Here is a 26,925-nt window from a genome sequence, read left to right as displayed (position 1 = left end):
AAGGTGACCGCCGGGACGACGAGCCGAAGGAGCCCTTCCAGATGCCCCAACTCAGCGTCATCGTCTACGGACCGAACACCCAGGGGCATCTGGCCGAACTCCTCGACTCGCTCGACGCCCACCCGCTGCCGGACACCGAGGTGATCGTGGCCGCGGTGGGCGACTGGGCCCGGGAGACGGCCGAGGGCCACGCCCCGGAGACGGTCACCGTGGCACTGCCCGAGGGCACGGGGGACGCCGAGGCCCGCTCGGCGGGGGCCGCGCGGGCGTCGGGCCGCTGGCTGCACTTCGTGCACGCCAAGGACGGCCTGCCCGCCGGAGCCCCGCGCCTGCTCGCCGAGCGCACCGCCGAGCTGGACGAGCGCGCCGACGTACTCCTGCTGGACCACGTCACCACCACCTGGCGCACCACCGCCGTCCCCTCCCGCGACGGCCGTCTGCTGGCCGGCGCGGGCCGCGCCGACCTCGCCCTGGACGACTCCCCGAACCTGCTCCGCCTCACCCCGCTGCTCGGCACCCGCGCGGTGCGCGCCGCGTTCTGGCGGGCGCACGAGGAGGAGTTCGGCGGCGACGAGAACTTCGCCGCCCAGGCCGCCCTGCTGCGGGCCGGCCGGGTGGCCTGCCTCGACCAGACGGCGTACGACGACCGCAGACTGCGCCGGGAGAGCCTGCCGCCGCGCACGCCCGAGGACCGCTACACCCTGATCGACCGCTACGAACGGCTGCTGGCCCTCACCGAAGGACGCCGCCCGGTCCGTACCGTGCTGTACGGGCTGATGGTCCGCGACCTGGTGCGGGTCTTCGCCCGCGAGGACCTGCCCGAGCCGGTGGCCCGCGAGTTCTTCCGCCGCGCCTCCGCCGCCGCCGTCCGCTGGCGCCCCGAGGGCCACCAGCGCCCGGCCGGCCTGGAGGGCGTGCGGCACGCCCTGCTGGAGGAGGGCGCGTACACCCGCTACCGGGCGCTGCAGAGCGCCAACCGCACCCGGCGCGCGGCCCGCAAGGCGGTACGGGCCCGCAAGCGCCGGCTCGGGGTGCGGATGCGCGAGCAGCAGTACCGCAGGGCGCTGAGCCGTCCGCTGGACCCGGACCTGGCCGTGTTCGCCGCCTACTGGGACCGGGGTGTCGCCTGCAACCCGGCCGCCGTCGCCGCCAAGCTCGCCGAACTCGCCCCGCACATCCACCCGGTGTGGGTGGTGACCAAGGAGAACGCGGCTCTCCTCCCCCACGGCACCGACCACGTGATCCCCGGCACCCGCCGCTACTGGGAGACGCTGGCCACCGCGAAGTACCTGGTCAACAACGTCAACTTCCCCAACGCGGTGGTCAAGCGCCCCGGCTCCGTCCACCTCCAGACCCACCACGGCACCCCGCTCAAGCGCATGGGCCTGGACCAGCGGGACCACCCGGCCGCCGCGCAGGGGCTCGACTTCGCCGCACTGCTGTCCCGGATCGACAAGTGGGACTACAGCGTCAGCGCCAACAGCCACTCCACCCGCATGTGGGAGCGCGCCTACCCGGCCCGCTACACCTCGCTGGACCACGGCTATCCGCGCAACGACGTCTTCTACACCGCCACCGCCGACGGCGTGCGCGCAGCCCGCGAGCGCCTCGGCATCGCGCCGGGCCGCACCGCCGTCCTGTACGCGCCCACCCACCGTGACTACGAGGCCGGGTTCACCCCGCGCCTGGACCTGGCCACGCTCGCCGACCGCCTCGGCGAGGACACCGTGCTGCTGGTGCGCGCCCACTACTTCTACGGCGGCGGCGCCTCCCCGCTGACCGGGCTGCGCCGCACCGGCCGCATCATCGACGTCTCCACCTACGACCCGGTCGAGGAACTCTGCCTGGCCGCCGACGTCCTGGTCACGGACTACTCGTCGATCATGTTCGACTACGCCAACCTGGACCGCCCGATCGTCGTGCACGCCGACGACTGGGAGACCTACCGCACCACGCGCGGCGTCTACTTCGACCTGATGGCCGAGGCCCCCGGCCGGGTCGCCCGCACCCAGGAGGAGCTGACCGAGATCCTCACCTCGGGTGCCTGGCGCGACGAGACCGCGACGAAGGCACGGACCGCGTTCCGGCGCCGGTTCTGCGAGTTCGACGACGGCCGGGCCGCCGAACGGGTGGTCCGCCGGGTGTTCCTCGGCGAGCCCGAGGAGGCGCTGCCGCCCGTGCTTCCGCTGGAGGAACGTATCCCCGCCCCGACGCCCGAGGAGCTCGAAGGATGACGACCCCCGACGTCACCGTCACCGTGATCGTCTACAACGACGCGGCCCGGCTGCCCCGCGCGGTCGCCTCCCTGCGCGCGCAGACCCACGGCAACATCGAGATCGTCATCAGCGACGACCACTCCACCGACGACACCCCCGAGGTGGCCCGGCGGCTGGCCGCCGAGGACGGCCGGGTGCGCTACCTGCGGCTGCCGGAGAACAGCGGCGGCTGCAGCGCCCCGCGCAACCGGGCCGTCGACATCGCCCGCGCCCCCTACCTGATGTTCCTCGACAGCGACGACGAACTCCCGCCGCGGGCCGTGGAACTGCTGCTGGCCGCCCACCGCGAGCGCGAGGTCGACTTCACCATGGGCGCGGTGCGCCGGGTCCGGGTGGACAACGGCCGCCGCGGCACCTGGATGCCGCACCTGGTCCGCGAGCGCCGCACCCTCGACGGCATCGCCGACGACCCGCGGCTGTTCTTCGAGCACCTGTCGACCAGCAAGATGTACGCCCGCGCCTTCCTCGACCGCCACCACCTGCGCTTCCCCGAGGGCATCCACTACGAGGACCAGCTCTTCTCGGCCCAGGCCTACTGCCTGGCACGGGCGTTCACGATCATCCCGGACCCGGTCTACACCTGGTACATCGAGCCGTACGCGGCCGCGTCCAGCGCCTCCATCTCCAACCAGCGGCACAAGATCTCCAACGTCGCCGACCGGGTGCACGTGCAGCGCCTGATCGACGCCTTCCTGGTGGAGAGCGGGCGCGCGGACCTGCGCGAGGACAAGGATTTCAAGTTCCTCAAGCACGACTTCCGGATGTACGCGGGCGACCTGCCCTACCGGGACGACGCCTGGCTGGCCGAGTTCGCCGAGATCATGAACCCGTACCTGGACACCCTCGCCGACGGCGCCCTCACCCGGCTGCCCCGCCCGGAGCGGGTGGTGCTGGAGCTGCTGCGCCAGGGCGACCTCGACGGCCTCCGGCTCGCCGCCCGCGGCCTGGGTCACCCGGTGGCGCCCCGCGAGGTCACCGCCGGCGCCGACGGCACGCCCTACTGGGGCGGCGCGGTGCCCGCCACCGAACGGGGGCGCCGGGAGCTGGACCTGACCGACCTGGAGCTGGAGACCCGCCCCTTCTCCACCGCCTACTTCCGCCACGAGATCACCGGCCTGCGCCCCGGCCCCGGCGCCGCCCTCACCCTGACGGTGCGCACCTACGACCCCGGACTGCGCCTGCCGGTCGGCCCGCAGCGGGCCTCGCTGCTGCTCTCCCCCGGCCGGCGGCGCCTGACGGTGCCGTTCCGGCTGGACCCGGTGCGGCCCGGGGTGTTCGAGGGGCGCGTCCACCTGGACCTGACCGAGGCCCGGCTTCCCGTCCAGGGCTTCGACGGGGTACGGCATCCGCAGATCCGGCTCCAGCAGCAGGGGCTCGCCCACTCGGGCCTGCTGCTCGCCGCGCCGCTCTTCCCGGTCCTCACCGCGCGGCTGGACCACCCCTCCGGCGCCGTCTCGCACCGGATCACCGTGGAGCCCGAGGGGCGCAACCCCGGCCGGCTCCAGATCCGCTGGCAGCCGGTGGGGGTCACGGCCCGGCTGGTGCGGCCGGTGGTGCGCAAGGTGGACCGGCCGAAGATCCGCAGCGCCCTCCGGCTGGTGACGAGCGCGCTGAAGTGAGCCCCGCTCAGCCGCGCACCTCGTACAGCACCTGTCCGGCCGGGCCGGTCGTCACCGGGCGCAGCCAGGGCTCGGCGTCGGCGGCCGGTCCGATCACCCAGCGCACCCCGTACCGGCGCGCTATGGCCAGCCGGGCGCCGGAGGTGGTGTCCGCCGCGAAGTACCGCTCCACCGCCGCGTCCCGCCCGTGCTGGTCCGGCAGGAACACGTCGGGGTAGCCGGGCGCCACGGTGTACGGCCCGTAGGCCGGGATCTGCCGGGAGGGCACGGTACGGGCCATGACCACGTCCCCGTAGCCGACCCAGGGCGTGATCCAGTGGTAACCGGCCCACGGCGGGCGGTACTTGGCGGCGAGCGGGGCGGGCAGCGCGTCGCGCGGGACCACGTATCCGAGCATTCCCGCCTGCCCCCACGCGCCGACGGCCAGGGCGGCGGCGAGCACGCAGGCCCAGCCGAGCCGGACCGCCCGCCGCCCGGCCGACACGGTCTCCAGCGCGGCCGCGAGCTGGGCCGGGATCAGCGCGGCGGGCGCGGCACGGCCCCACGAGTAGTGGCCGGTGAGGCCGCCGGCCGCGAACAGCAGCGCGCCGAGCGCGAAGAACAGCACCAACGGGTCGCGGTGGTCGCGCCGCCACCGCAGGACGAGCGCGGCCACCCCGAGCAGGGCCAGCCCGAACCGCCCCGCCAGGTCGGAGTAGAGCGAACGGTGGATCGCCTCAAGCCCGGTGCCGGCGGAGAACAGCGCGAAGAAGTCGTAGTACGGCCACAGCCACAGCAGGACGATACCCACGGCGAGCGCGGCACCGAGCCTGGGGAGGACTTCCAGGGAGGGGCGGGCGGCGAGCAGCGTGGCCAGCGCGCCGAGGGTGGCCACCACACCGGTGAACTGATGGCAGAGCAGGATCAGCGCCCACAGCGCCCCGAGGCCCGCCCAGACGGCCCAGCCGGGGTGCGCGCGCAGCGCGGCGGTGAGCCACGCCCAGAAGTGGAAGGACAGCCCGAGCGCGAACACGCTGGGGTAGGCCACCGTCAGCGCGAGGGAGTTCAGGCCGAGGAAGCCGCTCCAGTTGAGCAGGTCAGGGCCCCACAGGAGGACCAGGCAGAGGAGGGCGAGCGCGGGCGCCGCCCGGTGCGCGCTGAGCGTGCGGACGTACCGCCACAACCCGGTGAACAGCAGCCCGAGCCCGGCGAGCGCGCCGATCCGCAGCACCGTGAACACCGGCAGTCCGGTGAGCCGGGCCAGCACGCCGAGCACCAGCATCCACGGCGAGTAGTAGGGGCTCGGCGTGTCCGCGTCGACCAGCGGGTTGCCCGGATCGACGAGGCTGTGCCGCAGCCGCTGCACGGTCGCCGCGTGTATGCCCAGGTCACCGGCCCAGGGAAGCCGGACGACGGCCAGCAGCATCAGCAGCGGGACGAGCGCGGCGAGAGCGACGGCCACCAGTGACGGGCGGCCGTGTCCCGCGCGGGACCCGGTGGGGTTCGCTGTCACGGGCCAGACCCTATCCGAACCATCCGAACCGGACAGATCACCCGGAGAACGGCGAGGGCGCCCCGGCCGGGTTCTCGGGTCCGGGGCGCCCTCGTCCTCAAGGCACCTGTGTCGGTCAGGCGTGCGTGCGCAGCAGCGTCCGCATCGTGCGCATCGCCACCGACAGGTTGGCGAGGTCGAACGCGTCCGAGCCGCGGATCTCCTCCAGCGTGGCGCGGGCCCGGCTCAGGATGGGCGCGTTCTTCTCCTCCCACGCCTTGAACCGCTGCTCCGGCGTGTCGGTGCCGTTGCCCGCCGCGAGCACGTCCGCGGTGAGGGCGGCGTGCGCCGCGTACAGGTCCTCGCGGATGGATGCGCGGGCCATGGACTGCCAGCGGTCGGCACGGGGCAGCTCGATGATGCGGTCCATGAGCTGGGTGATGTGCAGCCGGTCGGCGAGGTCGTAGTACACCTCGGCGACGTCCAGCGGCTCCTTGCCCATGCGGTCGGCCACCGAGACGATGTCCAGCGCCGGGAAGGCGGAGGAGAACCCGGCCACGCGGGTGGCGAGCTCGTCCGGGACCCCGGCCTCGGACAGCTCGTCGTACACGTGCTGGTACCACTCCAGGTCCGCGCCGCGCAGCAGCTTCGGCATCTCCTGCCACACCTGCTCGACCCGGTCCGCGAAGAACTCCACGGTCTCGGCGAGCTGGAGCGGCTGCGGCCGGTTGTTGAGCAGCCAGCGGGTGCCGCGCTCGACCAGGCGGCGCGAGTGCAGCCGGATGCGGGTCTGGACGGCCGCCTCGACCTTGTTGTCCAGGGCCTCCACCGCGTCCCACACCGGCGAGGAGCGGAAGATCGCGCGGGCCGCGGTCTGGGCGCGGACGATCTCCTCCAGCGAGGCTCCGGTCTCCTCGCGCAGCCGGTGCAGATAGGTCGTACCGCCCGTGTTCACCGTGTCGTTGACCAGCACGGTCGTGGTGATCTCACGGCGCAGCGGGTGGCTGTCGACGACCTCGGTGAACCGCTCGCGCAGCGCCGACGGGAAGTAGGCGTGCAGCAGACCGCGCAGGTACGGGTCGTCCGGCAGCGAGGTGTGCAGCAGCTCCTCGGCGACCGTGATCTTCGTGTACGCCAGCAGTACGGCCGTCTCGGGGCTGGTGAGGCCCTGGCCCTGGTTCAGCCGCTCACGGATCTGACGGTCGGTGGGCAGGAACTCCAGCGCCCGGTCGAGGTGGCCCTCGCGGACCAGGTGCCGGATGAACCGGGCCTGCGCGTGCAGCATGTCCTTGGACTGGGCGAGCGCGTTGGCCAGGGCGGTGTTCTGCGCGTAGTTGTTGCGCAGGACGAGCGCGCCGACCTCGTCGGTCATCTCCGCGAGCAGCTTGTTGCGCTGCTTGACGGTCATGTCCCCGTCGGTGACCAGGCTGTTGAGCAGGATCTTGATGTTCACCTCGTGGTCGGAGGTGTCCACACCGGCGCTGTTGTCGATGGCGTCGGTGTTGATCCGGCCGCCCTGGAGCGCGAACTCGATCCGGCCGAGCTGGGTCAGGCCCAGGTTGCCGCCCTCGCCGACGACCTTGACGCGCAGGTCGGCGCCGTCGACGCGGATGGCGTCGTTGGCCTTGTCACCGACGTCGGCGTCGGTCTCGGCCGAGGACTTCACATAGGTGCCGATGCCGCCGTTCCACAGCAGGTCGACCGGCGCCTTCAGGATCGTCTTCATCAGGTCGGCCGGGGTCATCTTGGAGACCTTCTCCTCGATGCCCAGCGCTTCCCGGATGTGGTGGTTCAGCGGGATCGACTTGGCGCTGCGCGGGAAGATCCCGCCGCCCGCCGACAGCAGCGAGGTGTCGTAGTCGGCCCAGCTGGAGCGGGGCAGCTCGAACAGGCGGCGGCGCTCGGCGTAGCCGGTGGCCGCGTCCGGGACCGGGTCGATGAAGATGTGCCGGTGGTCGAATGCGGCGACCAGGCGGATGTGCTCGGAGAGCAGCATGCCGTTGCCGAACACGTCGCCGGACATGTCACCGATGCCGACGACCGTGAAGTCCTCGGACTGGGTGTCGAGGTCCAGCTCGCGGAAGTGCCGTTTCACCGACTCCCAGGCACCGCGCGCGGTGATGCCCATGCCCTTGTGGTCGTAGCCGGCGCTGCCGCCGGAGGCGAAGGCGTCCCCGAGCCAGAAGTCGTAGGACTGGGCGACCTCGTTGGCGATGTCGGAGAACGTCGCGGTGCCCTTGTCGGCCGCGACCACCAGGTAGGTGTCGTCGCCGTCGTGGCGCACCACGTCGCGCGGCGGGACGACCTCGCCCGCCACCATGTTGTCGGTGATGTCGAGCAGCGCCGAGATGAACGTCTTGTAGCTCTCGATGCCCTCGGTCAGCCAGGCGTCCCGGTCCACGCTCGGGTCGGGCAGCTGCTTGGCGACGAAGCCGCCCTTGGCGCCGACCGGCACGATGACGGTGTTCTTCACCATCTGCGCCTTGACCAGGCCGAGGATCTCGGTGCGGAAGTCCTCACGCCGGTCCGACCAGCGCAGGCCGCCGCGCGCGACCTTGCCGAAGCGCAGGTGCACACCCTCGACCCGCGGCGAGTACACCCAGATCTCGTACGCCGGGCGCGGCGCGGGGAGGTCCGGGATGGCCTGCGGGTCGAACTTCATCGACACGTACGCGTGCGGGCCGCCGTCGCGGGCTTCCTGGAAGAAGTTGGTGCGCAGGGTGGCCTTGATGACGGTCAGGAAGGAGCGCAGGATGCGGTCCTCGTCCAGGCTCGCCACCTGGTCCAGCGCGGCGTCCAGCTCCTCCAGCAGGGCGTCGGTGATCTCCAGCCCGGCCTTCTGCCGGTCCGGGGACATCCGGGCCTCGAACAGGGAGACCAGCAGCCGGGTGGTGTGGACGTTGTTGCGGAGGGTGTCCTCCATGTAGTCCTGGCTGAAGGTGGAGCCGGCCTGGCGCAGGTACTTGGCGTAGGCGCGCAGCACCATCGCCTGACGCCAGGTCAGTCCGGCGCTCAGCACGAGGGAGTTGAAGCCGTCGTTCTCCGCCTGGCCGGTCCAGGTCGCGGCGAACGCCTCCTGGAAACGCTCCCGGCCGTCCTCGCCGAGGTGGTCGCCGCCGCCGGCCGTCTGGGGCAGGCGCAGGCCGAAGTCGTAGATCCAGGCGGTGCTGCGGTCGGCGCGGCGCAGCTCGTAGGGGCGCTCGTCGACGACCTCGACGCCGAGCCGGTTGAGGACCGGCAGCACGGCGGAGAGGGAGACCGCGTCGCCCTTGCGGTAGATCTTGAAGCGGCGCTCGCCGGGCGCGGCGCCCACCGGCTCGTACAGGCTGAGCGAGAAGTCGTTGCCCTTCTCGTTGCTGAGCCGCTCCAGGTGGACCAGGTCGGCGACCGCGGAGCGCGGGGAGTGGTCCGCCTTGTAGCCCTCGGTGAAGGCGTTGTTGTAGCGGCGCAGCAGCTCGGCGGCGCGCTCCTCGCCGCACTCGGCGTTCAGTGCCTCGGAGAAGCCGTCGGACCAGGAACGGGTGGCCTCGACCAGGCGGGCCTCGATGCGCTCCTTGTCCGCGTCGGACAGGTGGGGCAGCTCGGTGCCGGGCTGGACGCGGACGACGAAGTGCAGCCGGGACAGGATCGACTCGGTGTTCCAGGCGGTGAAGTCGACGCTGGTGCCGTCGAGCTCCTCCTTGAGGATGTCGATGATCCGCAGCCGGACGCCGGTGGTGTACCGGTCGCGCGGCAGGTAGACGAGGGCCGAGTAGTAGCGGCCGTACTCGTCCTGGCGCAGGTACAGCCGCAGCCGGCGGCGCTCCTGGAGGTAGAGGACGCTGGTGGCGATGGACTGGAGCTCGGCGGGCGGGGTCTGGAACAGCTCGTCGCGCGGGTAGGTCTCCAGGATCTGGAGCAGGTCGCGGCCGTCGTGGCTGTTGGGCGAGAACCCGGCGCGCTCCAGCACCTCGGCGACCTTGCGGCGGATCACCGGGACCCGGCGCACCGACTCGGTGTACGCGGCGGAGGAGAACAGGCCGAGGAAGCGGCGCTCGCCGACGACGTTGCCGTCCGCGTCGAACTTCTTGACGCCGATGTAGTCCAGGTAGGAGGGCCGGTGCACGGTGGCCCGGCTGTTGGCCTTGGTCAGCACCAGCAGCTTGTGCTCGCGGGCCTTGGCGCGGGCGTCGGCCGGGAGCCGCTCGAAGGAGGGGCTGACCGGGTGCTCGTCGTCCTCGGAGTGGTGCGGGTCGGAGCGCAGGATGCCGAGTCCGGTGCCGGGCTTGGCGCTCAGGCAGTCGTCGCCGAGCAGCTCGTACTCGCGGTAGCCGAGGAAGGTGAAGTGGTCGGCGGAGAGCCAGCGCAGCAGCTCGCGGGCCTCCTCCACCTCGGCGGCGGGCAGGTCGGCCGGCTGGGGCTCGTCCCGCAGGCCGTCCGCGATCCGGACCGAGGCCTCGCGCATCTTCTCCCAGTCCTCGACGGCCTCGCGGACGTCGGACAGGACGCGCAGCAGGTCGGCGGAGATCTGCTTGAGGTCGGCGCGGTCGGTCTCCCGGTCCGTCTCGACGTGGATCCAGGACTCGACGTGGGCGTCGTGCGGGAGGTCGCCGTGCGGCGTGGTGGGCAGGACCTCGATCAGCTTGCCGGTCAGGTCGCGGCGTACGACGACCTGGGGGTGGATCACGACGTGGATGCCGCGGCCCTGGCGGGTCAGCTCATTGGTGACCGAGTCGACCAGGAAGGGCATGTCGTCGGTGACGACCTCCACGACGGTGTGGCTGCACGTCCACCCGTTCTCCTCCACGGTCGGGGTGTGCACCCGCACGTTGGCCGTGCCCTGGGGACGGGTCTCGGCCAGACGGTAGTGGGAGGCCGCGGCGCCGAAGACGTCGACCGGGTCGCGGTCGGCGAGGTCCTCCGGGGCGGTGTGCAGGTAGTAGCGCTGGAGGAACGCGAGGACGGCTTCGCTGTCCGGGGTGCCGGAGGTGCCCTCGCTCGTGGTCCCGGTCGGTAGGTGCCCCCCGGCCGGGCTGTTCTCAGCTACCCGAGCGGCCCGATCGAGCAGCTCGGCCTTGGCTTCGTCCAGCTTGGTCTGCATTGTCCTCTGGCTCCTGTCGCGCGCCGTTGCGTGACGTAGAAGGAAGTACGGTCTCTCCCCCTCCGGCATGACGCCACGGCCCGAGGTGTCCGGTCCGCTCAGACGCTATGCCGCGAGATGAGATGGGCGGAGGGATTTCGGCCATTGTCGACAGACTTGTCGGAAGCGACGCTGCTCTCCACACCGTCGTGCCGGGGGCCGTGCCCGGTGTCCGGGGGGCCGTGGCGCCCCCGTCCCGCCCGCGAGGACCAGCGACCGCCGCCCGGCCACGGAGTTCGTCCGTGCGGTCCGGGCGCAGGGCAGGGACAGTGGCGTCCCCGCGAGATATCGCGCTGATCACGCCACCAGGCTATCGCCCCCGACGGGGGCCCCGTCATGAGCCGTATGTGTACAAAACCGGGGGGTGAAGTTTGACGTTCTGCACAGCGGTGGCGCGGCGCCCGGTGGCGTATCCGGCGCGTGCGCCCGCACGCGCCGGGCGGCTCCGGCTCGTACGGCAGGCGCGGCGTCGCGCGGGTGTTCCCCTCGGGGGATGCGATCAGGCCGCTATGCGACGGGCCTCGGCGACCGCCTCGGCCAGGCTGTCCACCACCGGGGCGCCGGTGCCGCGCAGGCTCTCGGGGCCGTGCGAGCCGCCCGTGTAGAGCACGGCACGGGCGCCGACGTGGTGGGCGGCCAGCGCGTCGTCGGCGGCGTCGCCGATGACCACGGTCCGCTCCGGGTCGACCAGGGTCTCCAGCGCCTTCAGGTGGCGCACCATGTGCTCGGCCTTGCTGCCGCCGGAGGGGCCGGTGCGCCCGTCCACGCGCAGGAAGTGCGGCTCTATGCCGAAGCGGCGCACCAGCGGGACGAGGTCCTCGTGCCCGTACATGCTCAGCAGGGACTGGCTGTGGCCGTCCGCGCCCCAGCCGGCCAGCAGGTCGGCGGCGCCCTCGGTGAGCCCGCAGCGGGCGCGGTGCTCGACGTAGTGCCGGTGGAAGGCCCCGTCCATGACCTCCCACTCCAGGTCGCTGGGCATCCGGCCGATCAGGCGCTCGTAGAACTTCGGGACGGGGACGCAGTACAGCGCGCGGTACCGCTCGAGCGTGATCGGCTCAAGGCCCAGCTCGGCGAAGGCCCCGTTGGTCGCCGCGATGATCGCGTCGTTGTCGTGGAACAGGGTGCCGTTCCAGTCCCAGACGATGTGCGCGCTTGTCTGCTTCCCCATGCCAAAACCGTACCGGGCACCGGTGACAACGCGGAGGGCTGAGGAGACCGGTGCGGGTCAGGGGGCGGACGGGGCTCAGCGGCGGCCGAGCAGGGCGGGGATCTCCTGGGTGGCGAACCACAGCAGCTCGTGGTCCGCGGCGCCGTCCACGGCGATCCGCGCCGCGTCGTCCCCGTCGTCGGCCGCCTCGACCGCGCGCGCGGCGGCGGTCACGTCCGCCGCGGCGTCGCCGGCGTCGGCGTGCACCGCCGCCGCCTTGGCGAGCTTCGCCGACGCGGCGACCGTCACCTCGCCGAGGCCGTCCGCGTCCGGGGTGACGGCGCCGTCCGCCACGTCGACCGCGACGACGATCCGGCACGGCGCCGCCTCGGGGTCGGCCGCCAGCAGCCGCAGCGAGGCGTTCGCCGCCTCGCCGAGCGCGGTGTACTCCAGCTCCTCCAGGTCCTCCGTGCCGCACCACTCGCGCAGCGCGGGCGTCACGGCGTAGGCGGCGAAGGGGTCCGCCGCCAGCACACCCGTCTCGTGGGCCGTGGCGAGGCCGGGGAGGGTCAGGGGTACGTAGACGCGCATGCGGGCCGCTCTTTCCTGGTCAGAGGCTCCGGGTTGTGGCCCCCTGGGGAGACCCGCGCGGGCCTCCCGGAGGGCCTCCAGAATACGTGCGGCCGTCCCCTTTCGAGTCCCCGCCCGGCCTCCGTACGGCGTCTACCCGGCGCCCCGCAGCTCACCCCGCCGCACGCGCCGCCGCAAGGTTTCCGGACCTCGGCGTCACCCGGATAAGTGAACCCCGCGCGGCCCGCGGCACGAGCCCGGCCGCCTTGCCGGGCCCGTCCCCGTACCCGTACAAGATCCCCACCACTGAGTTACCGCCCGGTATCCGCCGGGCCGGCCGAACGGGGACTTCCATGAACAAGGTCATGAGCCGCACACCGCGGACCCGGCCCCAGCACCGCCCGCCGACCCGGCACGACACCCGCCGTCCCGGCGCCGCCCCGACCCGTACGCCGGTCAGGGGCCGCACCGCCACGGCGCGGACCCGGCCCACGGACCTGTTCGCGGACCGGCTGCTGGCCGTGCTGAGCGGACAGCGCCCGGTCCACTGGATGCTGCGCCACACCGCGGGCCCCGCCTACGACGACCTCGTACGCCTCGCCGAACGCGCCCCGCTGCGCACCCGGGGCTCCCGCCCCACCGTCCGCGACCTCGGCTGGTTCGTGCCCCGCGAGGGGGCCCTGGAGGTGTTCGCCCGCATCGCCGCCGGCGACCACCTGCGCGCCCTCGCCTTCCGGCTGGAGAAGTCCCACGACCTCCGCTGGCGCTGTACGGCGGTCGAGCTGGCCGCTCCATCGACCCGGCGGCCCCCGGGCCCCTGAGGGCCGCCTGGAGGGCTTCAGGGGGCGTTCCGGCCGGGTCGGCACTGTCGGAACACGGTCCGGAACACGACCCGGGCACGGTCCGGAACACGCCTCGGGGCCGGACCCCCCCACTTGGGAGGGCCCGGCCCCGGTCGTCGCTCGCGCCGCGCGGGCGCTACTTCTTGCGGCGGCGTCCGCCCTTGGCCTGGCGGCGGCGCTCCGCGCGGGTCAGGCCGTCGGACTCGGACTCGTAGCGGACCGGCTCGTCGTCCTCCAGGTCGCGCTCGACGATGCCGCCCTCGCCGTCCACGGTGGGCGCGGAGAAGTGGAGTTCGCGGCGCTGCGGCACGTCCAGGCCCTTGGCCCGGATCTCCGGACGGGCGCCCGCGGGCACCTGCGCGGGGACGGCGTCCTGGACGCCCTCGCCGGCCGGCTGGGCCTCGACCGGGACCTCCTCGACCTGCTGCTCGACCTGGACCTCCAGGTTGAACAGGTAGCCGACGGACTCCTCCTTGATGCCCTCCATCATGGCGGTGAACATGTCGAAGCCCTCGCGCTGGTACTCCACCAGCGGGTCCTTCTGCGCCATGGCGCGCAGACCGATGCCCTCCTGGAGGTAGTCCATCTCGTAGAGGTGCTCGCGCCACTTGCGGTCCAGCACCGACAGCACGACCCGGCGCTCCAGCTCACGCATGATCTCGGAGCCGAGCTGCGTCTCGCGCGCCGTGTACTGCTCGTAGATGTCGTCCTTGATGGACTCGGAGATGAACTCGGCGGTCAGACCGGCCCGGTCGCCCGCGGCGTCCTCCAGCTCCTCGATGGTGACCTTCACCGGGTAGAGCTGCCGGAAGGCGCCCCACAGACGGTCCAGGTCCCAGTCCTCGGGGAAGCCCTCGGCGGTCTCGGCGGCGATGTACGCGTCGATGGTGTCGTTCATGAAGTGCTGGATCTGCTCCTGCAGGTCCTCGCCCTCCAGGACGCGGCGGCGCTCGCCGTAGATGACCTCGCGCTGACGGTTGAGCACCTCGTCGTACTTCAGGACGTTCTTGCGCGTCTCGAAGTTCTGCGTCTCCACCTGCGACTGCGCCGAGGCGATGGCGCGGGTGACCATCTTGTTCTCGATCGGCACGTCGTCGGGGACGTTGGCCATCGCCATCACGCGCTCGACCATCTGGGCCTTGAACAGGCGCATCAGGTCGTCACCGAGGGAGAGGTAGAACCGGGACTCGCCGGGGTCGCCCTGACGGCCGGAACGGCCGCGCAGCTGGTTGTCGATCCGGCGCGACTCGTGCCGCTCGGTGCCCAGGACGTAGAGGCCGCCGCTGAGTTCGACCTCCTCCTTCTCCGCCTTGACCGCCTGCTCGGCACGGGCCAGGGCGGCGGGCAGCGCGCCCGCCCACTCCTCGATGTGCTCCTCGGGGTCCAGGCCGTGCTGGCGCAGCTCCGCCTCGGCGAGGTCCTCGGGGTTGCCGCCGAGCTTGATGTCCGTACCGCGGCCGGCCATGTTGGTGGCCACGGTCACGGCGCCCTTGCGGCCCGCCTGGGCGACGATCGACGCCTCACGCTCGTGGTGCTTGGCGTTGAGCACCTCGTGCTGGATGCCGCGCTTGCTGAGCTGCTGGGAGAGGTACTCCGACTTCTCCACCGAGGTGGTGCCGACCAGGATCGGCTGGCCCTTCTCGTGCTTCTCGGCGATGTCGTCGACGACGGCCTCGAACTTGGCGACCTCGGTGCGGTAGATCAGGTCCGACTGGTCCTTGCGGACCATCGGCCGGTTGGTCGGGATCGGGACGACGCCGAGCTTGTAGATCTGGTGGAACTCGGCCGCCTCGGTCATCGCCGTACCGGTCATGCCGGACAGGCCCGGCACTTCCTTGCCGCCGTGGTCGTGACGCTTGTAGAGGCGGAAGAAGTTCTGGAGGGTGATCGTGGCGAGCGTCTGGTTCTCGTCCTTGATGTCCACCCCTTCCTTCGCCTCGATCGCCTGGTGCATGCCCTCGTTGTAACGGCGGCCGGCGAGGATACGGCCGGTGTGCTCGTCGACGATCATGACTTCGCCGTCCATGACGACGTAGTCCTTGTCCTTCTTGAACAACTCCTTCGCCTTGATGGCGTTGTTCAGGTAACCGACGAGCGGGGTGTTCACCGACTCGTAGAGGTTCTCGATGCCCAGCCAGTCCTCGACCTTGGCGACACCGGTCTCGTGGATGGCGACGGTGCGCTTCTTCTCGTCGACCTCGTAGTCGCCGGTCTCCTCGATGCCCTTGAGGGGGTTGCCGGGCTCGCCCCTCTTGAGGCGGACGACCAGCTTGGCGAAGTCGCCGTACCACTTCGTGGCCTGGTCGGCGGGGCCGGAGATGATCAACGGCGTACGGGCCTCGTCCACGAGGATGGAGTCCACCTCGTCGACGATGGCGAAGTTGTGGCCGCGCTGCACCAGCTCGTCCGCCGCCCACGCCATGTTGTCGCGGAGGTAGTCGAAGCCGAACTCGTTGTTCGTGCCGTAGGTGATGTCGCACGCGTACTGCTCGCGGCGCTCGGCCGGCGTCATGTTGGCCAGGATGCAGCCGACTTCCAGCCCGAGGAACCGGTGGACGCGGCCCATCATCTCGGAGTCGCGCTCGGCCAGGTAGTCGTTCACCGTGATCAGGTGGACGCCTTCACCGGAGAGGGCGTTCAGATACGCGGGCAGGGTGCCGACGAGGGTCTTGCCCTCACCGGTCTTCATCTCGGCGACGTAGCCGAGGTGGAGCGCGGCGCCGCCCATGATCTGCACGTCGTAGTGACGCTGGCCGAGGACGCGCTTGGCGGCCTCACGGACGGTGGCGAACGCCTCGGGGAGCAGGTCGTCCAGGCTCTCACCGTCCGCGTACCGCTGCTTGTACTCCTCGGTGAGGGCCCGCAGCTCGGCGTCGGAGAGGTCGACGAAGTCCTCTTCGATGGAGTTGACCTGGTCCGCGATGCGGTGCAGCTTGCGCAGGATCTTGCCTTCGCCTGCACGCATGATCTTCGAGAGGACGGACACGGGGGGTGGTCTCCTTGCCGGTCGGGCCTGGGACGGTCGGTTTCCATGTGACTTGATTGAGCAACGGCCATCGTATGCGAGGACCCCGCCGCGCCGGGAGGCCCGGAGGCGCAGCGGTCCCTCCACTACGGACAACGTCCCGGAAGCCCGGATGGTGCCGCGCCACGCCGAGGATTTGCGCGAAGGATGAGCCAACGGTGACACCTCGCTCACGCGGGGCGAAACCGCGGCCCGGGACACGGCCGCCGCCGGGCCCCGGCCCAGGCCCCGGTCGAGGCCCCGGTCCGGGCCCCCGCCGCCGCGTCCGCCCGCTCGTCCCCGGCCCTCGAAGACGAAGGCGCAGGTCGGCGCGGACTGTCAGTGGTACCCCCTATCGTCGCCGTCATGACGACCCTGCCGCGCCCCGCTCTCACCCTCACCGCGGACGACGCCCGCCGCATCGCCCTGCGGGCCCAGGGCTTCCTCGGAGCGCCCGACCGGCGCTCCGGCGCGCGTGGGGTGCTCCGGGCGCTCGGCGCGGTCCAGCTCGACACCATCTCGGTGCTGGCCCGGTCCCACGAGCTGATCCCGTACGCGCGTCTGGGCGCGGTCGGCCGCAGGTCCGTGGAGTCGGCGTACTGGTCCACGCCGGACTCCGGCGCGCCCCACGCCTTCGAGTACTGGTCGCACGCCGCGTGCGTCCTGCCCGTCGAGGAGTGGCCGCACTTCGCGTTCCGCCGCCGCGCCTACCGCGACCGCCCGCACTGGAACCACCAGCTCCCCGACGGCGCCTACGACCAGGTGATCAAGCAGCTGCGCACCGAAGGGCCGCTCACCGCGACCGAGTTGGGCGGCGCGAAGCGGACCAGCGACTGGTGGGACTGGTCCGGCACCAAGGTCGCCGTGGAACGCGCGCTGATGTACGGCGAGGTGGTCTGCGTGGAGCGCCGGAGCTGGAAGCGGGTGTACGACCTCGCCGAGCGCGCGATCCCGGCGGAACTGCTGCACGACGACCTGGACGACGCCGAGTGCCTGCGCCGGCTGGTCCGGCTGGCCGGCGAGGCGCTGGGCGTGGGCACCCGCGCGGACATCGCGGACTACCACCGCCTCAAGGGCGAGCAGGTCGACGCGGTGATCGCCGACTCGGGGCTGGTGCCGGTGGAGGTCGAGGGCTGGGCCAAGCCCGCCTGGGCCGACCCGGCCGCGCTGGCGGCGCCCCCGCGCGGACGGCACCGCACCACGCTGCTCTCCCCGTTCGACTCGCTGATCTGGGAACGGGCGCGCACGGAGCGGATCTTCGGCTTCACCCACCGCCTGGAGGCGTACGTGCCCAAGCCGAAGCGCGTGTACGGCTACTTCGCCATGCCGGTGCTCTCCGGCGGCCGGCTGATCGGCCGGGTCGACCCGGCGCGCGAGGGGCACACGCTGGTGGCCCGGCAGGTCACGCTGGACGGCCCGAAGGCGGTGCCGGGCGTGGCCGCCGCGCTGGTGGAGGCCGCCTCCTGGGTGGGCTGCACGGACGTCCGCGTGGAGCGGGTCGACGCCCCCGCACTCCGCACGCCGCTCACACTGGAGCTGTCCCGCGCGCTCGCCTAGGCCCGCGCCGTCAGCGGATCTCCAGGATCTTCTCCCGCATGGCGTAGACGACCGCCTCCATGCGGGAGTGCAGCTGCAGCTTCTCCAGGATGTTGCGCACGTGGTTCTTCACGGTGTTCTCGGAGATGAACAACTCCTTGGCGATGTCCCGGTTGTTCATGCCGGTGGCGACGAGCTTGAGCACCTCCAGCTCCCGGTCGGTCAGCCGGGGCGCGGGCACCAGCCGCCGCTCGTCGGTGCGCTGGATCATCGACTTGAACTCGGTGAGCAGCTTGGACGCCATGGAGGGGCTGATCTGCGACTGCCCGTCCGCGACGGCGCGGATGGCGGTGGCCACCTCGTCCGTGGAGATCTCCTTGAGGAGGTAACCGGTCGCGCCCGCCTTGATGGCGTCGTAGAGGTCGGCCTCCTCGTCGCTGATCGTCAGCATGATGATCTTCGCGCTGGGGGCGACCTCCTTGATGGAGGTGCACGCCTCGATCCCGCCCCGTCTCGGCATCCGCACGTCCATCAGCACGATGTCGGGCAGCAGATCGGCCGCCTTGTCCACCGCCTCGGCGCCGTCGCCCGCCTCGCCGACGACCTGGATGTCCTCCTCGGCCGCGAGCACGATCTCCAGGCCGCGACGGAAGAGCGCGTGGTCGTCGACCACCAGCACCCGGATCGGTTCGTCGCGTGGCGAGTCCGGGTCCGGCTCCATGCCGATGGCGCCGTCGTCGGCTCCCACGCCGCGCATCGGTCCGAAGGTGTCCGCCATCGTTCCTCCCCCTGAAGGCCGTGGCCCGTGATCCCGTGCCATCGCCAACCCAAGGCAGCGGCCCACCGGTTGGGCCGGTGCGGTCATGATTTCATGCTCCGGCGCCCGAACGGTGACGCACAGGGGGCGGAGTGGTCGCACACCGGTGCCCCTGGGGGCGCACACACGCCCCAGGGGCACCTGCTCCGCTTCCGCCGGGCAGGTCAGCCGCCCAGCGTGTCACCTGCCGCGGGCGGCTGGGCCTGAGCCACCATCGGGTCGGTGTTCAGATGGATGACGCCGTAGTCGTAGGCGTGTCGCCGGTAGACGACGCTCGGCTCCTTGGTCTCGGAGTCGACGAACAAGTAGAAGTCGTGGCCGACCAGTTCCATCTCGTAGAGGGCCTGGTCGAGGCTCATCGGGGAGGCGACGTGGGTCTTCTCGCGGACGATCAGCGGGCCGTCGCCCTTGATCTCCAGCGAGCCGATCTTCTTGGTGGGCACTCCGTCGGACTCGGCGGTGGGGACGGGCTCACCGTCGGGGAAGAGCGTCGCCACACCGGGGACGACGTCGGGGACTTCCGCGGCCGGGGTGCGTCGTGCGCCCCGGCGCACGACCCGCTTGTCGTGCTGCTTGCGCAGCCGTGCGTCCAGCTTCTCCGCGGCCATGTCGAGGGCCGCGTACGGGTCGCTGGCCGATGCCTCCGCCCGGATCACCGGACCGCGGGAGTGGAGCGTGATCTCCACTCGGTCACAGCGGTCGGCCTGTCGGGGGTTGGGCTCCTTGGACACCTCGACGTCGAGGCTGATCACCTTGCCGTCGAGCCTCTGGATCTTCTCCAGCTTCAGCTTCTCGGCCACGTGCTTGCGGAACCGCTCAGGTACTTCGGTCTTGCGGCCCTTGACGACGATGTCCACGCAGAACTCCGTTCCCGGATCGCTCACGCCGACGGCGGAGCGTCTCCCTTTCGCACCAGGTCCCGGTGAGTCCCGGAACCTCGGACTCGGTGACTTCCACCTCCTCCTCCCCCATGGGCGAGATCTCCATCCCCGTCGCGCGGGTGTTTACGGAAAACCCACGACGCGGCAATCGGATACGAGAGGTGTGGCCTGGGCCTTTCCTCACAACCGAACATATCTCGCCCGGACGGATGTCGTCACCCTCTACTGAGGCGTACCTCCGTTCAGGTGAATTACCCCTCTCGCTACCTGCAACGACGCAAGTTCTCGGCCGGTTCCCTGTTTATTCGAAGGAATCGCGGGGGGCGGCGATCACCGCGGCCCCGACGGCTTCTCCGATCATCTTCACCGGCCCCTTTTCCGGTGCCCCAGGCACCGACTTTCCTCTCTGTGATCGCGGCCCGATCCGTCGTTCCTCCCTACCTTCCCGAGTTGCGGCGCGATACACAGCCCCCCGCGCCTCATGGCGTGTTCCGGTTGCGGCGCGCAGGGCGCGCGCCGCCTCGGCCAGGCTCGCGCCGGTGGTGACGAGGTCGTCGACGAGCACGACCCGGCCGCCGGCGAGCAGACGCGCGCCGCCCGCCCTCACCTCCAGCGCGCCGGCGAGGTTCTCCCGGCGCCGCCGCGCATCCAGCCCCGCCTGGTCCGCCACCGGCCGGTGCTGCCGCAGCACGGCGGCCACTTGTGCCGGGGTACCGGTCCGCCGCAGCCCCGCGGCCGCCGCGAGTGCCATCCGCCGCACCGGGTCGTGTCCCCGCCGCCGCACGGCCCGGCGGGCGGAGGGTATGGGCACGAGGATCACCGGCCCGGGCCGCGACCGGGCCGCGCACCGGTCAGGTCCCGGTCCGAGCCCGGTGCGCACGGCTCCGGCGAGGGCCGCGCCGAGCGCCCCGGTGAGTGCCAGCGCACCCCGCTCCTTGTGCGCGAGGAGCAGTGCCCGTACCTCTCGCGCGTAGGGAGCGACGGCGTGCACCTCGGGAAGTCCCGGCGGCTCGGGCACCGGTCGCACCCGGCGTGGCGCCGCGCGCTCCAGCAACGCCCGGCACCGTGCGCACAGCACGGCCGGGGGTGCCCCGCAGCCACCGCATTCCGTCGGCAGCGCGAGGTCGGTGAGGTCCTGCCACCATTCCCGCATGTCCCTCACTGTGCCGAGGCGCGAGCGGCCCGGCCACCCCTGTGGACAAAGGCCCTGTGGACAACCCCGGCCGACGTCCGGCACCGCTCACCCGCGAGAGTGACCACTGCGGGGAAGCCGTAGGAAAACCGCAGCTCACACCGGCCGGCCCCGACTCGTACCAGTCAGCCCCGCGCAGTGTGCGCGGACACGGCCTATCCCGGATAGACCGGCGCCGTACCGTCCTTGTCCACCTTCTGCCACTGCGCACCCGAGGGCAGCCGGACGATTCCGTCCTCCGAGCAGGCCACGAGCGGCACCCGCTCGTCCTCGGCGGCGGCGATCGCCTTCACCCGGGAGAGCGCGGCCGGTGCCGGGCCCTCCAGCGTGGAGCCGTCCACCTGCACATAGCGCATCTGGTGCACCCCGCCCTGCTCGCGGCCCACCACGACGAGGCGGCTGTCACCGGCCCAGGACATCGCGGTGACCAGCTCCATGTCGGGCGCGGCCGGACGCGGATCGACGAGGGCGGGCGGCTCGGCCGGGGTGTCCCCGCTGCCGTCGCCCATGTCGTCGCCGCCCTCGATCCTGCCGATGAGCAACGACTGCTTGCCGCCCTCGCCCTCCACGACCAGCGCGACCCGCGCCCCGTCGGCGGCCACCCGCACGTCCCTGACCGGGCCGGGCAGGTCGGGCAGCGTCACCGTGACCGGCTTGCCGGTGCCCTGCGGGACGACGTACAGCCGGGTCCGGGCCGGGTTCAGGTCGGCCACCCACAGGTCGCCCCGGGCGTCCCAGGCGGGCCGGGTCAGCCGGGTCTCCTCGCCGGGGCCCTGGCTGGTCAGCACGGGCGGCTCCAGCGGGGCGGTCGCGGCGAGCGGGGCCACGTACAGCGACCTGCCGTCCGCGCTCACCCCGGCCGCGGCGTGCTCGTCCCGCGCGACGGCGACCGACCTGAACTGCCGGGCACCGGTGCCGAGCACGCCCGGCACCGTGGTGGCGCCGGTGGCCGCGCCCGTAGCGGGGAGCCGTACCAGCCGGTGCTTGCCGTCCAGGAAGTAGAGGTTGTCCGGGCTCTGGGCCGAGGCACGCCAGGCGACGGTGTCCGCGCGGCTCTCGCTCAGCTCGCACAGCCGGTCGCCACCAGGTCCGCGCAGCTCGACCGACTCCAGGGTCGGCGCCAGGTTCCGCAGCGTGAACAGCAGCTGGGTGGCCATCTCCGTGCACCGGGCCGGACCGACGCGGGCCGCCCCGGCGTTCAGCGGCACCGTGAGCCGGTTCTCGTCGTCGGGGGTGAGGCCGGTCGTGCCGTTCTTCAGCGCCGTACCGGTCGGGAAGCTGGACCTGACCACCGGTTCGAGCCAGTGGGTGGGCCCGCTCAGCAGCGACCGCACGAGCTGGGTCATCGGGTCGACCTTGCTGCGCACGAACACCGGGTCGGCGACCGCCACAGGGTCGCTCGTCGTGCCCACCCTGGTGTGGCTGGCGAAGTAGTACTTGTCGACGGACGTGTAGTTGCGCTGGAAGTCCGACTTGCCCATCACGACGCCCTCGGGCGGCGCGTCGATGCGCCACTGCCCGCTCTTGGCGTCCTGCGCCAGATGCACCTTGGCCCGGTAGTCGCCCTGCGCCGGCGCGTAGGCCTGCTGCTCGTCCACCGTGGCCACCCTGCTGCCCGCCAGGACATAGGTGCGGCCGGTGTTCGGCTCCCGGCCGGTCGGCGGGGTCTCGGCCATGATGCCGGGCCCGTCCGCGAGCACGGTGGCCGACCGCTCCGGCCGCCAGGCGCGCGCCGCCTGGACGGTGAGGTACTTGCGCGCCGTGTCGTAGTGCGGATCGTCGCTGGTCAGAGCCTCCAGGAAGCCCTGCATGATCTCGTTGGCCGAGGCGTTCTCGGCCGGCGGCACGGCGAACACCCGTACCCCGGTGTCCTGGCGGGGCGTGGACTCCACGTTGCGCAGGTCCCCGCTGTCGGGCATCGAGGCGCACCCGCCGAGCAGTACGGCCCCGCAGACCGCGTATGTCACCGCGCGCCCCGGCGTGCGCCGGGCGCCCCCCTCGCGGTCAGCGACCACGGAAAGCCTCCCCTGCCTCGGTCGAGTCCTGCCCGGCCGGGTGTCCCGCCGGTTCCGGCTGCCCCGCCGGCCGCGGGTCGGGCACCTGGGTGCCGGTCCTGTCGTCCGGGCGCCGTCCGCCTCCGGCGGGCCGGGGCACGACCCGCGCGCCGTTGCCGCTGCCGGGCAGCGCCGTCGGGTCGACCGCGGGCGTGGCGGTGCCCTGGCGCGGCGGGAGCGCCGACCCGTTGCCGCCGTTCGGCTGCATCGGGACCGTCGCCAGCTTCTCCGCTCCCCCGCGCGGAGTGCCGCCGTCGTCCAGGCCCCGGTTGCGGCGCGAGTCCTTGGGCTCCAGCGGTATCGGCGAGCCCCGCAGCGGTTCGTCGGCGGTACGCGGCAGCGTCAGCCGGAACTGCGAGCCGCCGCCCGGCTCGCCCCACGCCTGGAGCCAGCCGCCGTGCAGCCGGGCGTCCTCCAGCGCGATCGACAGGCCGAGACCGGTGCCGCCGGTGGTACGCGCGCGTGCCGGGTCGGCCCGCCAGAAGCGGCTGAAGACGCGGGTGGCCTCGCCGGGCTTGAGCCCGACACCGTAGTCCCGCACGGCGACGGCGACGGCGCCGCCCGCGCTGGCGAGCTTGACCACCACGTCCTTGCCGTCGCCGTGCTCGACGGCGTTGACGACGAGGTTGCGCAGCACCCGCTCCACCCGCCGCGCGTCCGCCTCGGCGACGACCGGCTGCAGGTCGCCGACCACGCGGATACGGCTGCCCTTGCGCTCGGCGAGCGGCATGGCACCGCCGACGACCCGCCGCACGACCTCCCTGAGGTCGATCGGCTCGGCCTCCAGCGCGGCCGCGCCCGCGTCGAACCGGCTGATCTCCAGCAGGTCGGCGAGCAGCGACTCGAACCGGTCGAGCTGGTCGGCGAGGAGTTCGGCGGACCGCGCGGTCATCGGGTCGAAGTCCTCGCGGGCCTCGTGGATGACGTCGGCGGCCATCCGCACGGTGGTCAGCGGGGTGCGCAGCTCGTGCGAGACGTCGGAGACGAACCGCCGCTGCATCCGCGACAGGTCCTCGAGCTGCTGGATCTTGAGCTGGAGGTTCTGCGCCATCTTGTTGAAGGCCTCGCCGAGACGCGCGATGTCGTCCTCGCCGGTGACCTTCATCCGCTCCTGGAGCCGCCCGGCGGACAGCCGCTCGGCGATCCCGGCCGCCATCCGCACCGGTGTGACGACCTGCCGCACCACGAGCCAGGCGATGGCCCCGAGGAGTACGACGACGAAGAGTCCGGCGGTCGCCAGGGTGCCCTTGACCAGGCTCAGCGACTTCTCCTCCTGCGTGAGCGGGAAGAGGTAGTACAGCTCGTAGGGGTGCCCGTTGGGGTCGTTGACCTGCTTGCCGATGACCAGCGCGGGCTGGGATTCCTTGCGGTTGCTGTAGACGATGCGGGTGTAGCTCTGCGCGGCGGCGGTGCTGGTGCTGCTGTTGACCCGGTCCCGGAGGGGGGCGGGCACGCTCTCGGCCGGGCTGACGTACCCGGAGCCGCGCGGGCTGCGGCCACCGCCGCTGTCGTCGCCGACGGGCAGGGTGACCACGTCGAAGGCGCCCGAGCCGCCGCTGGAGAGCGACTCCACGAGGTCGCTCATCCACTGGATGACGTTCTGGGACTGCTGTCCGTCGGTGCCGTTGCCGCCCGTGGTGCCGTGGGTGGCGGCCGCGGTCTCGTCGGCGCTCTGCCTGGCCACGGCGAACCCGCCGGTGGCCTGGCTCTGCGACGCCTTCACCTTGGCGTCCAGCAGTCCGTTGCGGACCTGGCCGATGACGACGAAGCCGAGCAGCAGGACCACGCCGAGCGACATCAGCAGGGTGGTGGCGACGACCCTCAGCTGGATGTTGCGCCGCCACAGCCTCATGACGGGCAGCAGCGGACGGCGCACCCAGCGGACGAGCAGCCGGACCACCGGGCTGCCCTGGACGCCGCCCCTCAGGAGGGCGGCGGTGAAGAGGCGGCCCCGGCGCGGGCTGTCCGCGCCGTGGCCGGACGCGCGTCCCGGACCGGCGCCGGGCCGGCCGGGAGCCGAAGCGGCGCTGTCCCCGGACACGTCAGCTCGGTCCGGCCTTGTAGCCGACACCCCGGACGGTCACCACGATCTCGGGCCGCTCCGGGTCCTTCTCGACCTTGGAACGCAGCCGCTGCACATGCACGTTGACCAGCCGGGTGTCGGCGGCGTGCCGGTAGCCCCAGACCTGTTCGAGCAGCACCTCGCGGGTGAACACCTGCCACGGCTTGCGCGCGAGCGCGACCAGCAGGTCGAACTCCAGCGGGGTGAGCGCGATCGACTGGCCGTTCCGCTTCACGGAGTGCCCGGCCACGTCGATCACCAGGTCACCGATGGTGAGCTGCTCCGGCGCCGGCTCCTCCGACCTCCGCAGCCGCGCCCGTATGCGGGCGACCAGCTCCTTCGGCTTGAACGGCTTCACGATGTAGTCGTCGGCGCCCGACTCCAGGCCCACGACGACGTCCACGGTGTCGCTCTTGGCGGTGAGCATCACGATCGGCACGCCGGACTCCGCCCTGATCAGGCGGCACACCTCGATGCCGTCCCGGCCGGGCAGCATCAGGTCCAGCAGCACCAGATCGGGCTTGGACTCGCGGAAAGCGGCCAGCGCCTTGTCCCCGTCGGCTACGAAAGACGGCTCAAAACCTTCACCACGCAGCACGATGCCGAGCATCTCGGCCAGTGCGGTGTCGTCGTCGACGACAAGGACTCGTCCCTTCATAAACGACATCATCCCATTCTCATAACGACGACAGAGCCGCAGGTGAGGCACGTCACTGACCTGTGACGATAGTCGTACCGAGCGGTCACTGTCTGCCCCTGTCCGTGGACGTTGATGTCGAGGGTGGATGTCAGGTCGCTGGCCCTCCGAAGCCCACCGGACGCTCTGCTTCCACGGCGCTGGCAGGAAGTCAAAGGATCTTCTTCCCATCACATGACACTTTGGCTAGCGTTCTTGGATGGACTGGGGACCTCTCGCATCTGTGGCTGTATCCGTGGTGGGCGTCGGCGGCGTCATGCTCGAGCGCCGGCGCAGGGAGCCAGACGGCCGCGAACGGATAAAGGCGGATCTCGAACTGTTGAGCCTACTGCCTGAAGACAGCCCGGCGGTCCCCGTCCTGCGGGGGCACGTTGAGGACGCGATCAAGCAGATGATCGAAGTAGAGGACCAGAAGCGCCGCGATCCTCTCGGCATCGCTCTGGCGATCGTCTTCATCCTCATTGCCTTGGGTCTCGTAGCCGCCAGCTTCCTCAACGGTGGGTGGTACTGGTGGCTCACCGTTCCCGGCGCGTTGACCGGAATCTTCGGTATCGCCGGCCTAGCCCAAGATGCGACCAGAAGAACCCGAGACGAACGCGGACGCCCCATACCCGAGTAGGCAGCCAACCACCTCGCCCCTCAACTCTGTTGGTGGCCTTGGACGCCTGGGACGGGTCCGTTCACCTGCGTTCATGGGCGGAGGTCACGGGAGCGGCTACCACCTAGGGTCTTGTCTTAACGGCCGTGAACGGCGCTGGATGAGACGGAAACTGAGACGGTCAGCTGGTGCCGCGACGACGGTTTCCACGTAGAGACAGCAGCCTGCGGGGCCGGCTGCCCGCCGCGCGTCGTAGCTCTGCGTACCGGGTCACTGAGTCTGGGCTTGCCGTCCGCACCCACACAGGGGCGCCGATCAAAATGCGGTCTGCGCCCCCTCTGTTGTCGTGGAAGTCCCAACGAGTCCGAGTCAACTCGACATCGGTGTAGATCTGAGCGAACCACTCACAGTCGTGAGCGTGAGCAAGCGTGAGCCCACGGGTCCAAGGTTCTTCGTGATCGGTCCCAGGATGGTCACTTCCTTGGTTCAGGGCGATGTGCAGCGCCTCAACGGAAAGTGATTCAGGATCGTCCCACTGTGACGTGTTCCGAGTACCACGACTCTCCAGCAGCTCCGCAATGGCATACCAAGCAGAGGAGAACCAGCCGGCCTCCGGGGCGTCTGAAGGCCGAAAGGGGTGGCCAGGGAAGCTGTCCAGGCTACCGAAGAGGACTAGATCGACTTGTCGGCCTTCAATACTGCTTGTTTTGATATGGAGCACTGCGCCCTTATCTCGCTCCGGCCCGCCAATGAACCGCGCGATGTGAACCTGACCGACGCCTTTGGCGAAGCGAGCGGGAGGCGGGGCACTAAAAGCGGAAACAGCCTGATCGCCAATCATTTTTTCGATCTTGCGCGCCTTCTCCCGGCGGGTCAGACCCACCCGCTCTCGGTTTCCAACCTCCGCCCCGACGCCCTGCGGGGCAGCCTTGAGGGTCCAGCTCAGCTGGCTGTCCCAGGTGACGCCGTTGTCGGATGCAATCTCGTCGACGCGGCGCTCTGACCAGTACAGGTAACTACCGGCGTCGGCTTCCCTCACC

17 protein-coding genes are annotated in these 26,925 nt (G+C 71.6%); 5 read left to right on the top strand and 12 right to left on the bottom strand.

Annotated elements, in window-relative coordinates; all coding sequences use genetic code 11:
- Positions 1-41: 41 nt before the first annotated feature.
- Positions 42-2,234, top strand: a complete 2,193-nt coding sequence (locus ABZ898_RS07755) for a CDP-glycerol glycerophosphotransferase family protein (RefSeq protein ID WP_361653955.1) — start codon at positions 42-44, stop codon at positions 2,232-2,234.
- Complete coding sequence (locus tag ABZ898_RS07750) at positions 2,231-3,895, top strand: glycosyltransferase (protein ID WP_361653952.1); 1,665 nt, start codon at positions 2,231-2,233, stop codon at positions 3,893-3,895. Before ABZ898_RS07755 ends, ABZ898_RS07750 begins: the two co-directional genes overlap by 4 nt.
- A gap of 7 nt (positions 3,896-3,902) precedes the next feature.
- Here the strand turns inward: ABZ898_RS07750 and ABZ898_RS07745 are convergent, their stop codons facing one another.
- From ABZ898_RS07745 to ABZ898_RS07730, 4 genes are all read right to left on the bottom strand, one after another.
- A complete protein-coding gene (locus ABZ898_RS07745) occupies positions 3,903-5,300 on the bottom strand; it encodes a hypothetical protein (protein ID WP_361654689.1) in 1,398 nt (465 codons plus the stop codon).
- Positions 5,301-5,502: 202 nt separating this feature from the next.
- Positions 5,503-10,446, bottom strand: coding sequence for an NAD-glutamate dehydrogenase (locus ABZ898_RS07740; RefSeq protein WP_361653949.1), 4,944 nt, complete (start codon positions 10,444-10,446; stop codon positions 5,503-5,505).
- A 538-nt stretch (positions 10,447-10,984) separates the two neighbouring features.
- Positions 10,985-11,653: an HAD hydrolase-like protein gene (locus ABZ898_RS07735; RefSeq protein ID WP_361653946.1), complete on the bottom strand. Its 669-nt coding sequence runs from the start codon at positions 11,651-11,653 to the stop codon at positions 10,985-10,987.
- Between the two features lie 75 nt (positions 11,654-11,728).
- Complete coding sequence (locus ABZ898_RS07730; protein ID WP_361653943.1) at positions 11,729-12,223, bottom strand: hypothetical protein; 495 nt, start codon at positions 12,221-12,223, stop codon at positions 11,729-11,731.
- Positions 12,224-12,567: 344 nt separating this feature from the next.
- Here ABZ898_RS07730 and ABZ898_RS07725 point away from each other — a divergent pair, with 344 nt between their 5' ends.
- Positions 12,568-13,023, top strand: coding sequence for an Rv3235 family protein (locus ABZ898_RS07725; RefSeq protein ID WP_361653940.1), 456 nt, complete (start codon positions 12,568-12,570; stop codon positions 13,021-13,023).
- Between the two features lie 157 nt (positions 13,024-13,180).
- Here ABZ898_RS07725 and secA read toward each other — a convergent pair whose 3' ends face one another.
- Positions 13,181-16,030, bottom strand: coding sequence for a preprotein translocase subunit SecA (gene secA / locus ABZ898_RS07720; protein WP_361653937.1), 2,850 nt, complete (start codon positions 16,028-16,030; stop codon positions 13,181-13,183).
- A 384-nt stretch (positions 16,031-16,414) separates the two neighbouring features.
- On the opposite strand from secA, the gene ABZ898_RS07715 reads away from it, so the two are divergent.
- Positions 16,415-17,605, top strand: coding sequence for a crosslink repair DNA glycosylase YcaQ family protein (locus tag ABZ898_RS07715; RefSeq protein ID WP_361653934.1), 1,191 nt, complete (start codon positions 16,415-16,417; stop codon positions 17,603-17,605).
- Positions 17,606-17,615: 10 nt separating this feature from the next.
- Here the strand turns inward: ABZ898_RS07715 and ABZ898_RS07710 are convergent, their stop codons facing one another.
- The 6 genes from ABZ898_RS07710 to mtrA all read right to left on the bottom strand — a co-directional run bounded on the left by ABZ898_RS07710 (position 17,616) and on the right by mtrA (position 25,260).
- On the bottom strand, positions 17,616-18,362 hold the full coding sequence (locus ABZ898_RS07710; RefSeq protein ID WP_361653931.1) for a response regulator transcription factor: 747 nt from the start codon (positions 18,360-18,362) through the stop codon (positions 17,616-17,618).
- Positions 18,363-18,565: 203 nt separating this feature from the next.
- Positions 18,566-19,258, bottom strand: a complete 693-nt coding sequence (gene raiA / locus ABZ898_RS07705) for a ribosome-associated translation inhibitor RaiA (RefSeq protein ID WP_361654686.1) — start codon at positions 19,256-19,258, stop codon at positions 18,566-18,568.
- A gap of 325 nt (positions 19,259-19,583) precedes the next feature.
- The gene (locus ABZ898_RS07700) at positions 19,584-20,435 is read right to left on the bottom strand and encodes a ComF family protein (RefSeq protein WP_361653928.1); all 852 of its coding nucleotides are present in this window, start codon (positions 20,433-20,435) and stop codon (positions 19,584-19,586) included.
- A 194-nt stretch (positions 20,436-20,629) separates the two neighbouring features.
- Entirely contained in the window at positions 20,630-22,489 is a 1,860-nt protein-coding gene (locus tag ABZ898_RS07695) for an LpqB family beta-propeller domain-containing protein (RefSeq protein ID WP_361653925.1), read from the bottom strand.
- A complete protein-coding gene (gene mtrB / locus ABZ898_RS07690; RefSeq protein ID WP_361653922.1) occupies positions 22,479-24,569 on the bottom strand; it encodes an MtrAB system histidine kinase MtrB in 2,091 nt (696 codons plus the stop codon). Before mtrB ends, ABZ898_RS07695 begins: the two co-directional genes overlap by 11 nt.
- A gap of 1 nt (position 24,570) precedes the next feature.
- Entirely contained in the window at positions 24,571-25,260 is a 690-nt protein-coding gene (gene mtrA / locus ABZ898_RS07685) for a two-component system response regulator MtrA (protein ID WP_190045392.1), read from the bottom strand.
- Positions 25,261-25,486: 226 nt separating this feature from the next.
- Between mtrA and ABZ898_RS07680 the strand changes: the two genes are divergently transcribed.
- Positions 25,487-25,906 (top strand): hypothetical protein, encoded by a 420-nt coding sequence (locus tag ABZ898_RS07680; protein ID WP_361653919.1) that lies wholly within the window; start codon positions 25,487-25,489, stop codon positions 25,904-25,906.
- A 160-nt stretch (positions 25,907-26,066) separates the two neighbouring features.
- On the opposite strand, the gene ABZ898_RS07675 is transcribed toward ABZ898_RS07680, so the two are convergent.
- Positions 26,067-26,924 carry a hypothetical protein gene (locus ABZ898_RS07675; RefSeq protein ID WP_361653916.1) on the bottom strand — a complete coding sequence of 286 codons (858 nt, stop codon included), beginning with the start codon at positions 26,922-26,924 and terminating at the stop codon, positions 26,067-26,069.
- Between the last annotated feature and the right edge of the window lies 1 nt (position 26,925).

This window comes from Streptomyces sp. NPDC046860 (genome assembly GCF_040645115.1).
In the GTDB taxonomy this organism is placed as follows: domain Bacteria; phylum Actinomycetota; class Actinomycetes; order Streptomycetales; family Streptomycetaceae; genus Streptomyces.
Note: the sequence above shows the minus strand (reverse complement) of the source record. Positions and strands in the feature narration are given on the sequence as shown.

Bases quoted from the DNA above. Each gene is read 5' to 3' on its own strand.
- ABZ898_RS07730 (WP_361653943.1), bottom strand. From the start codon at position 12,223: ATGCGCGTCTACGTACCCCTGACCCTCCCCGGCCTCGCCACGGCCCAC.
- ABZ898_RS07740 (WP_361653949.1), bottom strand. From the start codon at position 10,446: ATGCAGACCAAGCTGGACGAAGCCAAGGCCGAGCTGCTCGATCGGGCC.
- ABZ898_RS07735 (WP_361653946.1), bottom strand. From the start codon at position 11,653: ATGGGGAAGCAGACAAGCGCGCACATCGTCTGGGACTGGAACGGCACC.
- ABZ898_RS07755 (WP_361653955.1), top strand. From the start codon at position 42: ATGCCCCAACTCAGCGTCATCGTCTACGGACCGAACACCCAGGGGCAT.
- ABZ898_RS07725 (WP_361653940.1), top strand. From the start codon at position 12,568: ATGAGCCGCACACCGCGGACCCGGCCCCAGCACCGCCCGCCGACCCGG.
- mtrA (WP_190045392.1), bottom strand. From the start codon at position 25,260: ATGATGTCGTTTATGAAGGGACGAGTCCTTGTCGTCGACGACGACACC.
- ABZ898_RS07710 (WP_361653931.1), bottom strand. From the start codon at position 18,362: ATGGCGGACACCTTCGGACCGATGCGCGGCGTGGGAGCCGACGACGGC.
- ABZ898_RS07750 (WP_361653952.1), top strand. From the start codon at position 2,231: ATGACGACCCCCGACGTCACCGTCACCGTGATCGTCTACAACGACGCG.
- ABZ898_RS07700 (WP_361653928.1), bottom strand. From the start codon at position 20,435: ATGCGGGAATGGTGGCAGGACCTCACCGACCTCGCGCTGCCGACGGAA.
- ABZ898_RS07745 (WP_361654689.1), bottom strand. From the start codon at position 5,300: ATGCTGCTGGCCGTCGTCCGGCTTCCCTGGGCCGGTGACCTGGGCATA.
- ABZ898_RS07680 (WP_361653919.1), top strand. From the start codon at position 25,487: ATGGACTGGGGACCTCTCGCATCTGTGGCTGTATCCGTGGTGGGCGTC.
- ABZ898_RS07715 (WP_361653934.1), top strand. From the start codon at position 16,415: ATGACGACCCTGCCGCGCCCCGCTCTCACCCTCACCGCGGACGACGCC.